General features: G+C 43.2%; 8 protein-coding genes, 20 tRNA genes and 1 rRNA gene. 26 read left to right on the forward strand and 3 right to left on the reverse strand.

The window, feature by feature from the left end; all coding sequences use genetic code 11:
• Window positions 1-105: 105 nt before the first annotated feature.
• From rrf to NRI27_RS04240, 21 genes are all read left to right on the forward strand, one after another.
• Window positions 106-221 (forward strand): 5S ribosomal RNA (gene rrf / locus NRI27_RS04140).
• Window positions 222-352: 131 nt separating this feature from the next.
• Window positions 353-428: transfer RNA gene (locus tag NRI27_RS04145), tRNA-Val, on the forward strand.
• A gap of 22 nt (window positions 429-450) precedes the next feature.
• Window positions 451-526, forward strand: a tRNA-Thr gene (locus NRI27_RS04150).
• 5 nt (window positions 527-531) lie between these two features.
• Window positions 532-607 (forward strand) — tRNA-Lys (locus NRI27_RS04155).
• Between the two features lie 28 nt (window positions 608-635).
• Window positions 636-717 (forward strand) — tRNA-Leu (locus NRI27_RS04160).
• A gap of 8 nt (window positions 718-725) precedes the next feature.
• Window positions 726-800: transfer RNA gene (locus tag NRI27_RS04165), tRNA-Gly, on the forward strand.
• A gap of 11 nt (window positions 801-811) precedes the next feature.
• Window positions 812-900: transfer RNA gene (locus tag NRI27_RS04170), tRNA-Leu, on the forward strand.
• A gap of 28 nt (window positions 901-928) precedes the next feature.
• Window positions 929-1005, forward strand: a tRNA-Arg gene (locus NRI27_RS04175).
• A 13-nt stretch (window positions 1006-1018) separates the two neighbouring features.
• A tRNA-Pro gene (locus NRI27_RS04180) sits at window positions 1019-1095 on the forward strand.
• Window positions 1096-1102: 7 nt separating this feature from the next.
• Window positions 1103-1178 (forward strand) — tRNA-Ala (locus NRI27_RS04185).
• Between the two features lie 22 nt (window positions 1179-1200).
• Window positions 1201-1274 (forward strand) — tRNA-Met (locus NRI27_RS04190).
• A gap of 7 nt (window positions 1275-1281) precedes the next feature.
• Window positions 1282-1358 (forward strand) — tRNA-Ile (locus tag NRI27_RS04195).
• A 19-nt stretch (window positions 1359-1377) separates the two neighbouring features.
• Window positions 1378-1470: transfer RNA gene (locus tag NRI27_RS04200), tRNA-Ser, on the forward strand.
• 200 nt (window positions 1471-1670) lie between these two features.
• Window positions 1671-1745: transfer RNA gene (locus NRI27_RS04205), tRNA-Met, on the forward strand.
• A 2-nt stretch (window positions 1746-1747) separates the two neighbouring features.
• Window positions 1748-1823: transfer RNA gene (locus tag NRI27_RS04210), tRNA-Asp, on the forward strand.
• 79 nt (window positions 1824-1902) lie between these two features.
• Window positions 1903-1978: transfer RNA gene (locus tag NRI27_RS04215), tRNA-Phe, on the forward strand.
• Window positions 1979-1984: 6 nt separating this feature from the next.
• Window positions 1985-2058: transfer RNA gene (locus tag NRI27_RS04220), tRNA-Gly, on the forward strand.
• A gap of 1 nt (window position 2059) precedes the next feature.
• Window positions 2060-2136: transfer RNA gene (locus NRI27_RS04225), tRNA-Ile, on the forward strand.
• 3 nt (window positions 2137-2139) lie between these two features.
• Window positions 2140-2214 (forward strand) — tRNA-Asn (locus NRI27_RS04230).
• Between the two features lie 9 nt (window positions 2215-2223).
• A tRNA-Ser gene (locus NRI27_RS04235) sits at window positions 2224-2314 on the forward strand.
• A gap of 7 nt (window positions 2315-2321) precedes the next feature.
• Window positions 2322-2393: transfer RNA gene (locus NRI27_RS04240), tRNA-Glu, on the forward strand.
• Between the two features lie 553 nt (window positions 2394-2946).
• Here the strand turns inward: NRI27_RS04240 and NRI27_RS04245 are convergent.
• Complete coding sequence (locus NRI27_RS04245) at window positions 2947-3681, reverse strand: TraR/DksA C4-type zinc finger protein (RefSeq protein WP_317946423.1); 735 nt, start codon at window positions 3679-3681, stop codon at window positions 2947-2949.
• 225 nt (window positions 3682-3906) lie between these two features.
• A complete protein-coding gene (locus NRI27_RS04250) occupies window positions 3907-4854 on the reverse strand; it encodes a 1,4-dihydroxy-2-naphthoate polyprenyltransferase (protein WP_371389683.1) in 948 nt (315 codons plus the stop codon).
• 148 nt (window positions 4855-5002) lie between these two features.
• Here NRI27_RS04250 and NRI27_RS04255 point away from each other — a divergent pair, with 148 nt between their 5' ends.
• From NRI27_RS04255 to NRI27_RS04275, 5 genes are all read left to right on the forward strand, one after another.
• Window positions 5003-6388 carry an isochorismate synthase gene (locus NRI27_RS04255; protein WP_371389684.1) on the forward strand — a complete coding sequence of 462 codons (1386 nt, stop codon included), beginning with the start codon at window positions 5003-5005 and terminating at the stop codon, window positions 6386-6388.
• Window positions 6381-8093, forward strand: a complete 1713-nt coding sequence (gene menD, locus NRI27_RS04260) for a 2-succinyl-5-enolpyruvyl-6-hydroxy-3-cyclohexene-1-carboxylic-acid synthase (protein WP_371389685.1) — start codon at window positions 6381-6383, stop codon at window positions 8091-8093. The genes NRI27_RS04255 and menD overlap by 8 nt, the downstream gene beginning before the upstream one ends.
• Complete coding sequence (gene menH / locus NRI27_RS04265; protein WP_371389686.1) at window positions 8086-8925, forward strand: 2-succinyl-6-hydroxy-2,4-cyclohexadiene-1-carboxylate synthase; 840 nt, start codon at window positions 8086-8088, stop codon at window positions 8923-8925. The genes menD and menH overlap by 8 nt, the downstream gene beginning before the upstream one ends.
• A 1-nt stretch (window position 8926) precedes the next feature.
• A complete protein-coding gene (gene menB / locus NRI27_RS04270; protein ID WP_317946432.1) occupies window positions 8927-9745 on the forward strand; it encodes a 1,4-dihydroxy-2-naphthoyl-CoA synthase in 819 nt (272 codons plus the stop codon).
• A gap of 100 nt (window positions 9746-9845) precedes the next feature.
• On the forward strand, window positions 9846-11279 hold the full coding sequence (locus NRI27_RS04275) for an o-succinylbenzoate--CoA ligase (protein WP_371389687.1): 1434 nt from the start codon (window positions 9846-9848) through the stop codon (window positions 11277-11279).
• A 203-nt stretch (window positions 11280-11482) separates the two neighbouring features.
• Here the strand turns inward: NRI27_RS04275 and NRI27_RS04280 are convergent, their stop codons facing one another.
• Window positions 11483-12601 (reverse strand): metal ABC transporter solute-binding protein, Zn/Mn family, encoded by a 1119-nt coding sequence (locus NRI27_RS04280; protein WP_371389688.1) that lies wholly within the window; start codon window positions 12599-12601, stop codon window positions 11483-11485.

The following is a 12601-nucleotide window of genomic DNA, read 5'->3' on the forward strand; positions in this document are numbered from 1 at the left end:
TTTTCGTTCTATCGAGTTTTTTGAAAATACTTTTATAAAAAAAGTGCTTGTAAAACTCACCAAAGTTGGTATAATGAATATTGTCCTCATTGAACGAGACGAAGGTCTGGTGATGATGGCGAAGAGGTCACACCCGTTCCCATACCGAACACGGAAGTTAAGCTCTTCAGCGCCGATGGTAGTAGGGGGCTTCCCCCTGTGAGAGTAGGACGTCGCCGGGCCTGCAAGATTCATTACATAATGCAGCACGCAAGGACAACTTCCGTTTAAAGCGAAGTAGCAAGTGGATCGAAGAAACGATTGAGTGAATGAAGCTGACAAAGAAGTGCACAGCTTATCACATTTAAACCATGGAGGATTAGCTCAGCTGGGAGAGCACCTGCCTTACAAGCAGGGGGTCGGCGGTTCGAACCCGTCATCCTCCACCATATTATCTATACATTACACTTAGCCGGTGTAGCTCAACTGGTAGAGCAACTGACTTGTAATCAGTAGGTTGAGGGTTCAAGTCCTTTCGCCGGCACCACTTTTGAGCCATTAGCTCAGTCGGTAGAGCATCTGACTTTTAATCAGAGGGTCGCAGGTTCGAATCCTGCATGGCTCACCATTTATAAATTCTGTTTTGAACCAATTATGCGGGTGTGGTGGAACTGGCAGACACGCTAGACTTAGGATCTAGTGCCGCAAGGCGTGGGGGTTCGACTCCCTTCACCCGCACTTTCAATGCGGAAGTAGTTCAGTGGTAGAATACGACCTTGCCAAGGTCGGGGTCGCGGGTTCGAATCCCGTCTTCCGCTCCATATGAATAATTGCCGGGGTGGCGGAACTGGCAGACGCACAGGACTTAAAATCCTGCGGTAGGTGACTACCGTACCGGTTCGATTCCGGTCCTCGGCACCATTATTTTTAGTCAATGAAACATCGATATGCGCCCGTAGCTCAATTGGATAGAGCGTCTGACTACGGATCAGAAGGTTGTGGATTCGACTTCTGCCGGGCGCGCCATTAAGCTTAACGACGGGAAGTAGCTCAGCTTGGTAGAGCACTTGGTTTGGGACCAAGGGGTCGCAGGTTCGAATCCTGTCTTCCCGACCATCATATTGGGGCCTTAGCTCAGCTGGGAGAGCGCCTGCCTTGCACGCAGGAGGTCAGCGGTTCGATCCCGCTAGGCTCCACCAATATAATATTATTACTTTTCTTGGCGGCGTAGCTCAGCTGGCTAGAGCGTACGGTTCATACCCGTAAGGTCGGGGGTTCGATCCCCTCTGCCGCCATCCTAAAGGACCTTTAGCTCAGTTGGTTAGAGCAGACGGCTCATAACCGTCCGGTCGCAGGTTCGAGTCCTGCAAGGTCCACCACTATTTGAATAGTGAATACGGAGGAATACCCAAGTCTGGCTGAAGGGATCGGTCTTGAAAACCGACAGGGGTGTTAAAGCCCGCGGGGGTTCGAATCCCTCTTCCTCCGCCATAATGTATTAAAACAGTAGTGGAAGGTTTATGAAACACTGATAGCGTAGGATTTAAATTTTCTACAACTAATATTATTGCGGGGTGGAGCAAATCACATCACGCAGAATGTGATTTGTGTAATTTCCTAAAAGGAAATTACAACAAAGTCTCACGAAATACCGAATGCGTAGGATTTAAAGTTCCTACAACTAATATTATCGCGGGGTGGAGCAGTGGTAGCTCGTCGGGCTCATAACCCGAAGGTCGCAGGTTCAAATCCTGCCCCCGCAACCAAAGGTCCCGTGGTGTAGCGGTTAACATGCCTGCCTGTCACGCAGGAGATCGCCGGTTCGATCCCGGTCGGGACCGCCATTCTTTAGTACTACATAAAGATTTCGATTTTAGAATAGGTTGATCTTAAAAGATAGAAACTTTTTTCTAAGTCACTTGTGGCTCAGTAGCTCAGTCGGTAGAGCAAAGGACTGAAAATCCTTGTGTCGGCGGTTCGATTCCGTCCTGAGCCACCATTATTTGCGGGTGTAGTTTAGTGGTAAAACCTCAGCCTTCCAAGCTGATGATGAGGGTTCGATTCCCTTCACCCGCTCCATGGGCCTATAGCTCAGCTGGTTAGAGCGCACGCCTGATAAGCGTGAGGTCGGTGGTTCGAGTCCACTTAGGCCCACCATATTCCGCAGTAGCTCAGTGGTAGAGCAATCGGCTGTTAACCGATCGGTCGTAGGTTCGAGTCCTACCTGCGGAGCCATATTAACTCGGGGAAGTACTCAAGTGGCTCAAGAGGCGCCCCTGCTAAGGGTGTAGATCGCGAAAGCGGTGCGAGGGTTCGAATCCCTCCTTCTCCGCCATATTGTTGGCCCCTTGGTCAAGCGGTTAAGACACCGCCCTTTCACGGCGGTAACACGGGTTCGAATCCCGTAGGGGTCATAACTAGAAAAAGAACTGCATTCATTTATACGAATGCAGTTCTTTTTATTTTGTTTCTATAATATTTCTTGGAGTGTTTGTACAAATTCAATATAATACATGTAGGCATATTCATCATCATGTGTTTTCTCTGTTTTGCTCTTGCCCTTTCCTTTCCTCTCAATTTAGACAATTAATTACGATTCCTAACATCGTGCAATTGATCACTTGATGGATATGGATTGGCCTGTTGCTTCTTTAATATGCTGGATGCTTCAATTTCCTCAGCGCTGCATCCGTATTACTTTCGTTACATCGACGGATGAACAGTTTATAAAGTATTGATTGCTAAAAGCGTATCGTTTACTTGAGCTCTAGTATACAAGAGTGTTTCCTTCGTTCAATATGGATGCAATTTTTTTCGTTGTCTGGAGTTGATATGAGGAAGGGAGCGTTGAGTTAGCTATATTTTTAAGGAAAAAACCGTCATGCCCCTTTGAAAAGGAACTGACGGTTTTATTGCTTTTACAGGGTCAATAGTAATAACAGTAGACTTCAACATATTATCACCATCTCATCTTTCATTCAAATAGCTATCTTTTTGATGATAAGGGATATTGCCCATGGATGACTCCAACCCTTCATCATCTAACGTTTGTTCGTATTCCTCAGATTTCTCTGATCGCACAAAACCGCGTTTTTCTCCGGTAATATCTGTGCTGACGAATTCCTCCATTTGGTCAGCTGCCCCATCAAGTATTTCATCGTCATATAAAGAATTATAGTCATCATGGTCTCCTATAAAATCTGATGGTGTTTCTGATGTGCCTGATTTGGCGATTTCTTGAAAACTGTCTTCACTGTCTCTCCGTATACCTTCTCTTCGATCTGCAAAGGAATTTGCCTTTGCCATAACCAATAATTCATCTTCAACTGGTCGGTCTTCAGGAATGGATCGCTCAGTTGCATGTTCGTAACAATAGGACGTGTAAGGAATTGCTTCCAAACGCTCGTAGGGGATTTCTGTTTGACACTCTTGACAATAGCCATAAGTACCTTCGTTCATCGCTTCTAGAGCGTGCTCAATCTTTTCTAATTCATCTCCAGCATGTACATTAATCGCCATATCCTTTTCCCGTTCATATAATTCGGTTCCCATGTCACCAGGATGATTGTCGTACATGGATAATTCGCCAACATCATTTTGAGAGGATTGTTTAATGTCAGTTTCTTGTTCAGTTTTCGTTAACTGCGTTCGCAATTGCAATAATTCTTCTCGAAGAGACGTTTTTTGGTGATCTGTTAACATGATTAGCACTTCCTTTGAAATTGTTTTCGTAGTATGGTCTATTTCATGCAAGTTCATAGCTAAGAAATAATGCTAAGTAGTATTCAATTCCCTATGCTGTAGAGAAACTAAACATTTATCGATAACTTCGTCAGATTTAATCAAAAAAACCGCATGGCGCAAAGTATAACAAACTTTGACATCATGCGGTTTCGTATGTGTTTTATTGACATAAATGATGGGTGTTTAGACCAAATGTCCAATCAGGATACCAATTCCAAGCAGTAGACCGAATATTGTATTGGTCACTGCTGTATGCTTCATCGCAGGCATTACCTCCAATGGGAGAAGATGTGCATGGAAGATTGTAATAGCTTTAATCGGTTTAGGAATACTGATTAGAACAAGTAATGCCCATGGTGTCAATTGACCAAGAATAACAAGACCTATCACCCATAAATAGCTGATGCAGAAAAACGTCGCAAGTATTTTAATGGCAGCGGGTCTGCCGACGAGAATGGCAAGTGTTTTTCTGCCTCCGATTTTATCTCCTTCAAGATCCCGAATGTTATTGGCTAACATGATTGCTGCAACGAGCAACATGCTTGGAATTGAAATCAGTATGGCTAGTGCGGTTACTGTACCGGTTTGAATATAAAACGCAATTAATATGAGCAGCATCCCCATGACGACACCTGAAACAAGTTCGCCAAATGGTGTATAGGCGATTGGGTAAGGTCCACCTGTATATAAGTATCCGATCAGCATGGACACAAGCCCAACAAGTGCTAATCCCCAAGAGGTTTGGGAACAGATATATACACCAATCAACATGGAAACAGCGTAAAGTGCCAAGGCGATGGCTAAAACGGTTTGAGCTTTAATGCCATTTCGGACAATCGTTCCACCAATACCTACAGAATGCTCTGTGTCCAGACCTCTTTTGAAGTCATAATATTCATTGAACATATTAGTTGCCATTTGTATGAATAAGCTTGCGATAAGCATAGCCAAAAATAATGGGAAATGTAGGTCGCCGTATGTGAGTGCGATCATTGTCCCTAAAAAGACGGGGGCGAATGCTGCTGTTAACGTATGGGGTCTTGTCAATTGCCACCAAATTCGCCAACCGGTGTCTGCTTTAATAGTATGTTGCAATTTCCTCTCTCCTATTCTAAGGTTTCCGTTATTCATTGTACTCTAAATCGACGAAAAGAGGTATCCTTCTTTGCATTATATATGCGTGTTCTTATGATTTTCGGTATAATGTAAGTAAGATGTAAATAAAACAACTTATATGGTGAACGGAATTTTAATTGATTACACTGAAGGAGAGAAAATGATGAGCTACAAAATAACGGATGTCAGCAGCACGAAACAAGTGCCACTGTCTCCTCATACCCAGTTTTTCACTGAGACAGTGGAGGTTGGTAGGATTTCTCCTTTATCATTTTTCGAAGCAGGTGCATCGCACTATAAGAACGAGCGGTTCTATTGGCAAAATGCTGATAAGACGATGACGCTTGTCGGTGTGGGGCATGCCTATACAATTGTCAGTGAACAGCAGGACAAGCGTTATGAGGAGATCGCAAGTAAGTGGAAGCAGTTGTGTGCACTGTTAGTAAAAGAAGATAAAGATATCGAGCCAGTTCTGTTTGGTGGTTTTTCATACGATGAACGGAACAGACGGTCGTCAGAATGGGATGGCTTCCCATCTGCTTATTTTATTGTTCCGGCCTTTCAATTAAAGATTGAACATGGGAAGACGTACATTTCGATTAACATGGTGACGGATCAAAAAGATGTTTTATCATCTTTTGATGAACTACGTGAAGAACGGGATAGACTTATTCATACTGCACAAGTGGAGGAGCTTTCATTCACAGATACAAATCAAGTCATTGCAACAACCGAGCGTGGCAAAGAGGCGTATTTAAAAGCTGTTGAAAATGTGACTGGAAAAATTCGACTCGGAAAAGCGGACAAAGTTGTCATTGCACGAGCAATTGAACTTGAATTTGAACAAGAGGTATCTGTTGCACGTACATTGCAATCCATTACAAATGAACAACAAGAAAGTTATCATTTTGGACTTCAACAAGGAAAGTCCTTATTTTTTGGTGCTACACCTGAACGCTTAATTGAGGTGAAAAATGGAGAAGCCTATTCCGCTTGTGTCGCTGGATCAATTCGTAGGGGAAAAACTGCTCAAGAAGACCGAGAATTAGGTGAGCGATTGTTAGGCGATCCGAAAAATCGCGAAGAGCATCAACATGTAGTGAGTATGATATCTGATGTATTTGAGGCGTATTGTGAAGATGTGTGCGTTCCGAAAGTGCCGAAGTTAATGAAAATCCGGGATATCCAGCATTTGCACACACCTGTTCAAGGCACAATTAAGCAGAAGAGTGACATTTTCTCATTTGTACAAGCATTGCACCCGACCCCTGCATTAGGTGGTGTCCCGACGACGGTTGCTCTTGACATGATCCGGAACGAGGAAGGATTAGATCGTGGTTATTATGCAGCGCCAATTGGTTGGACTGATACGGCAGGGAATGGTGAGTTTGCTGTCGGCATACGATCTGCATTGTTGGATGGAAACAAAGCATATTTGTACGCAGGTGGAGGAATTGTGGCCGATTCTGTTGCTGAAGAAGAATATGAAGAAACTTGGGTCAAGTTTAGACCGGTGTTAAGGGCGCTTGGAGGAAAGTTGAATGGATGAACGAAAAGTGTTAACCAACCATGTATTACGATTAACGCAGACTTTGATGCAAGCTGGAGTGAAATCGGTCGTCATTAGTCCAGGATCTCGATCAACACCGCTCGCTTATGCATTTGCAGCGAATGAACACATACAAACTTTCATGCAAGTTGATGAACGATCTGCTGGTTATTTTGCACTTGGCTTAGCAAAGGCGACAGGCAATCCTGTCGTCCTTTTGTGTACGTCTGGAACCGCAGCCTCCAATTATCATCCTGCAGTGACAGAAGCGTATTATGCACGCATACCATTAATTGTCATGACTGCCGATAGACCACACGAACTTAGAGGTGTCGGTGCCCCTCAAGCAATCGACCAATTGAATATGTATGGCAAGCATGTAAAATTCAGTGTGGATTTACCGCTGGCTGAGGATAATGATGAATTGGATACTTTTCTTGAACGGCATACGCAACGGGCAGTTGCTATCGCAATGACACAGCCAATCGGACCAATTCATTTAAACATCCCTTTACGTGAACCATTACTGATCGATTTTGATAGACCTGCACCATCGATAACGTTTATGGAACGTATTGTAGGAGAGAATGAACTTTCTTTGCCAATGAAGGGACAGCTAAATAATCTAATTGCGAATGCAAAAAAAGGTTTGCTTATTGTAGGTGAAATGCCGATTAATTTTGATAAAAAAGCATTTTGGCATTTTGCTAAATCCCTGCAATGGCCAGTACTATGTGATCCATTGTCCAATTTACGTTCAGAGGTTCCGACAGATTGTCTTCATCTGTGCATAGCCCATTATGATGCATTGCTAAAGAGTGAGCATTTTGCAGATATCGCAGTGCCTGATACGGTTATTCGTTTTGGCCCACAACCGGTGTCCAAACCATTGTCTCTTTTTTTAAAGAAAACAAAGCCTACAGTTTATGTCGTGTTTGATGAGTCTCCTGAATTCCGTGATTCGCTAGGTGTAGTTACGCACCATGTACAAGCATCACCGCATGCTTTGTTTACAGCTGTTGATCAACTTCAGCGTACGGAATATGCAAAGTTATGGGCGACAGCTAATCAAGAAGCCGAACAATGTACACGTCATTATGAAGGGACGTTAGGCGACGAAGGAATCATTGTGAAATGTCTACTAGATAATCTTCCTACTGGCAGTGACTTAATAAGCAGCAGTAGTATGCCAATCCGAGACCTCGATACGTTTTTCTGTGCAACAGAAAAGGAACTCATGGTTTTTGCCAATCGGGGTGCAAACGGGATTGATGGAGTTGTGTCAACTGCGCTTGGCATCGAACGTGCTCGTAAAAGACCTACATTTTTGCTTATTGGGGACTTAGCATTTCTCCATGACGTTAATGGCCTAATTGTGTCGCGTTTTCACGAAACGAGTATAACCATAGTGATCTTAAACAACGATGGTGGTGGTATTTTCTCTTATTTACCACAAGCATCTGAGTCAAATCACTTCGAGGAGTTATTTGGGACACCGACCGGCTTGACGTTTGAACATATTGGTGCAATGTATGATGCACAGTATGCGTCCGTTCACGCAAAAGAAGAGTTTGTGCAGGAAATACAGAAGGACAAAGTTAAACCTATCCGCATCATCGAAGTATTTACAAGCAGACCTGTAAATGTACAAAATCACCGTGCTTATTGGGCTGATGTGGTTGAAAGGGTGAAGACGATTGGTTGAATTGACAATTACTGTTCGTGAATTACCGATTCACGTTGTCATGAACGGAGATGCACAATTACCGACAATCGTCTTTCTACATGGGTTTACAGGTGCAACAACGACTTGGCGAGAAGTTCTTGAACATGTAGGAAGTGAGTTCAGAACAATTGCTGTTGATTTGACTGGACATGGCATGACAGGTGTACCTGAAGCTCCTGCCCGGTATGCAATGGAAGAGCAGATTGCTGATTTACATATGTTATTTCAAAAGCTGTCCTTGCAATCCTTCGTGTTAGTCGGTTATTCGATGGGTGGACGCATTGCGCTTGCCTATACAATTCAATACCCAGAACAAATCCAAGCACTTGTGTTAGAGAGTGCTTCACCAGGGTTAGCTACAGAAGAAGCACGAATTGCAAGACGCCAAGCAGATGAAAAGTTAGCGTGTAGGATTGAAGCTGAAGGTGTTCGTCCTTTTGTCGATAATTGGGAAAACATCCCGTTGTTTCAATCCCAAAAAAAGTTACCAGAAGAAAAACGTATCCAAATTAGAAACGAGCGGTTACAACAAAGCGGCCAAGGCTTAGCAAACAGCTTGCGTGGAATTGGGACAGGTAGTCAACCATCGTATTGGGGATTAATTGGTAATTTAAAGGAAAACGTATTGTTGATTACTGGAGAGTTAGATGAAAAATTTGTCACTATTGCCCGGGAAATGAACGAAATTGCATCGTTGTGGAAACATACGATCGTACCTGGAGCAGGTCATGCAATTCACGTGGAAAAACCGTCATTGTTTGCTACAATGGTAAAGGAATTTATTTTAGCTATACAAAAGGAGGAGCACTAGTATGACACGTCAATGGGAAACTATCCGTACATATGAGGATATTAAATACGAAAAGTACAATGGAATTGGTAAAGTGACGATTAATCGTCCAGAAGTGCGTAATGCTTTTAGACCGAAAACGGTTATGGAGCTAATTGATGCATTTTCACGGGCGCGTGATGATGAAAGTATCGGTGTTATCATTCTAACTGGCGAAGGGGAAAAAGCCTTCTGTTCAGGTGGAGACCAATCTGTACGCGGACATGGTGGTTATGTTGGAGACGACGAGATCCCACGTTTGAATGTATTAGACTTACAAAGACTGATCCGTGTAATACCTAAACCGGTTGTGGCAATGGTTGCAGGTTATGCAATTGGTGGTGGACATGTATTGCATGTAGTATGTGATTTGACAATTGCTGCAGACAATGCACGTTTTGGCCAAACAGGTCCTAAAGTTGGTTCATTTGACGCTGGTTATGGATCAGGTTATTTAGCACGTATTATCGGACATAAGAAAGCGAGAGAAATCTGGTATCTATGCCGACAATATGATGCACAACAAGCGTTGGATATGGGACTCGTCAATACGGTAGTTCCTTATGAACAATTAGAAGATGAAACGGTCCAATGGTGTGAAGAGATGCTTGCAATGAGCCCGACAGCTCTCCGTTTCATTAAAGCGGCAATGAACGCTGATACGGACGGATTAGCTGGTCTTCAACAAATGGCTGGAGATGCTACACTCCTTTATTACACAACGGACGAAGCGAAAGAAGGTCGTGACGCATTCAAAGAGAAGCGTAAACCTGATTTTGGTCAGTTCCCACGTTTCCCTTGATGCAACTCCAAGGCACTCATTAAAATGGTGTAGACAAAGTCAAATATGGCTTTGTCTACACTTTTTTCAACAGCTTTTCTGATGAATAGAGGTGAAAAAGATGATTCCAAATTGGTTGGTACAAAGAGCAAATTTAACTCCGAATCGAATTGCACTTTCATTTGACAAGAAAGAGTGGACATTTCGTCAGCTGTTGGACGAAGCAACAAACATAGCTCAAAAACTACGGACAAATGGGTTACAGGATGGGCAACGTATTGCGTTACTAGGTTCATCAACACCGGATATGGTGTTGATGATCCATGGCTGTTTGTTAGCAGGACTTGAGATTGTGATGCTAAACGCACGGCTGACATCTAGTGAATTGAAGTGGCAGTTGGCCGATAGTGAGGCGGTAGCTCTATTATTGGATGATCAGAGTTCATTTCAGTTTACTAATTTATCGAAACCGATCTTGTCTTTTTCCGATATACATGCAAGTGGCAAATCCGAATTATCCATCGTGGATAGGTGGATGCCTTCCAAGACGCTAACGATTATGTACACATCAGGGACGACAGGTTTTCCGAAAGGTGTCCGACAAACAGCGGAGAACCATACGTCCAGTGCACTTTCTTCCGTTCTGAATCTAGGCTTGACAGAACATGATTGTTGGCTATGTACAATGCCGTTGTTTCATATTAGCGGATTTTCAATTTTAGCCAGATCCGTTATTTACGGCATGACTGTACGTCTGTATGAGAAATTTGATGAGTATGCAGTTGCAGATGAGATACAGCGAGGGCAAGTGACACGAATGTCGGTTGTTGCGGCAAGTTTGCAACGGCTTTTAATGGTTATGGAAGAACAAAATCTGTATGCCTCAACAGCTTTTTTAACGATGTTGGCAGGTGGGGGACCCATCCCAGTTGACTATTTACGAAGAGCGAGAGAACGAAGATTGCCCGTCCTACAAACGTATGGTATGACGGAAACGAGTTCGCAAACAGCGACTCTATCTGCTGAAGATGCTTTAAGTAAAATCGGTTCAGCAGGCAAACCGCTCTTTTTCAATCAAATTAAAATTGATGTTTCAGCTAATGACGCAGTCGGTGAAGTACTTGTGGCGGGGCCGCACGTAACTCCAGGGTATATCGGACATGCAGCTGCAGTTAGTCCCACAACTGATGGCTGGTTCCCAACAGGGGATATTGGCTATGTTGATGAGGATGGATATCTTTTTATCGTCGATCGACGCTCAGATCTAATCATTTCAGGAGGCGAAAACATTTATCCTGCTGAAATTGAGAATATCCTGGCCTCTCATCCGCTCGTGGTGGAAGCTGGGGTTTGTGGTCAAGAAGATGAGAAGTGGGGAAGCGTACCCGTTGCATTTATTGTCAGTAAAGGTAAAATTGTAGAAAGCGATCTAGTGGCTTATTGTAAGCAACATTTAGCGGGCTACAAAGTTCCGAAGGCGTTTCATTTTGTCGAACAGTTACCGCGTAATGCTTCGAATAAATTAGTACGACGTAAATTAAAGGAATGGTTGTAATGTGTTTTGTGGCGTATTAGAGGGTTAAATTGGATGAAGTCTCGAGTAGTTCGGTAAAGTTATCAATCGAGTTCACAATCTTTTCGATTGTATTTGAATAGTTATCAATCAAGTTCACAAAGTACTCGCCATTTCATGACCTTTGGACTAAAAATTACCACAAACAAAACCAGTGCGATTACCTTCTTCGCACTGGTTTCTCTTTACTTACTCAACGCTTGTTCAAAAACGCTTAAATTTCGTTCCATTAGAGTAAAATAGGTTTCATTATTCTGAACATCTTCAGGCGTAAGGACGCCAAGGTTATGAAGCTGTAAAGATTCTGCACCGATTTCTTTACGGACGACATCGGTCAGTTTGGACGATACGTTTTGCTCAAACAACACGTATTGGATGTTTTCTTCTTTTGCTTGGTCAACGATTTTTGTAAGCTCTTTTTGGGAAGGTTCACTTTGGGAATTCAACCCAGCAATGGCTACTTGATTTAATCCATATGCATTCGCAATATAACCAAAAGCAGCATGTGATACAAAAAAGGTTTTGGATGGGGCTTTATTTGCCATGTCAGCAAATCGTTCATCTAAATCCATTAATTGATCAGCAAGCGCATCATAATTCTTTTCGAATGTTTCTTTTTGCTCAGGCATTTTTGCGATGAGAGCTTCTTTAATGGAGTTTGCTAATTCAATGCTTAACGTTGGAGAAATCCACACATGTGGATCAAATTCACCATGGTCATGGTCGTGGTGAGCTTCCTCACTATTCTCATCATGTCCTTCTTCACCATGTCCATGTTCGTCCTCACCGTGCTCATCATGCCAGTCTTCACCATGACCATGTTCGTCCTCACCATGCTCATCATGCCCGTCTTCACCATGACCATGTTCGTCCTCACCATGCTCATCATGCCCGTCTTCATCATGATGGTGGTGATTTTCCCCTAAACGATCTTCCGAAATGGATTCTGCAGTGGCAATCATTTCGACGTGTTCGCTCTTTAACGTCTTTTGTGCATTTTCGACGAAACCTTCAAGACCAAGTCCGATATAAAAGAACAAGTCTGCATCTGCTAATGCCATCATATCTTTTTGGGTAGGATCGAATGTATGCTCATCTGCTCCTGCAGGATAAATGGATTGAACATGGACATGCTCTCCACCGATTTGTTCCGTGAAAAATTGTAACGGGTAAACAGTCGTATAGATGGATAATGTACCATCAGTCACCGTTGTTGCTTCCTCATTTTTGGTTGTTTGCCCACAGGCTCCGACAATTAATGTCAGAACAAGCCCGATAAATAGTAGCCATTTTGTTCTTTTCAT

It is taken from the genome of Sporosarcina sp. OR05 (genome assembly GCF_041414805.1).
Taxonomy (GTDB): domain Bacteria; phylum Bacillota; class Bacilli; order Bacillales_A; family Planococcaceae; genus Sporosarcina; species Sporosarcina saromensis.

What these genes read in the sequence shown, in the direction of transcription:
- NRI27_RS04245 (WP_317946423.1), bottom strand. Translation starts at nt 3,681, where the DNA reads ATGTTAACAGATCACCAAAAAACGTCTCTTCGAGAAGAATTATTGCAA.
- NRI27_RS04250 (WP_371389683.1), bottom strand. Translation starts at nt 4,854, where the DNA reads ATGAATAACGGAAACCTTAGAATAGGAGAGAGGAAATTGCAACATACT.
- NRI27_RS04255 (WP_371389684.1), top strand. Translation starts at nt 5,003, where the DNA reads ATGAGCTACAAAATAACGGATGTCAGCAGCACGAAACAAGTGCCACTG.
- menD (WP_371389685.1), top strand. Translation starts at nt 6,381, where the DNA reads ATGGATGAACGAAAAGTGTTAACCAACCATGTATTACGATTAACGCAG.
- menB (WP_317946432.1), top strand. Translation starts at nt 8,927, where the DNA reads ATGACACGTCAATGGGAAACTATCCGTACATATGAGGATATTAAATAC.
- NRI27_RS04275 (WP_371389687.1), top strand. Translation starts at nt 9,846, where the DNA reads ATGATTCCAAATTGGTTGGTACAAAGAGCAAATTTAACTCCGAATCGA.
- NRI27_RS04280 (WP_371389688.1), bottom strand. Translation starts at nt 12,601, where the DNA reads ATGAAAAGAACAAAATGGCTACTATTTATCGGGCTTGTTCTGACATTA.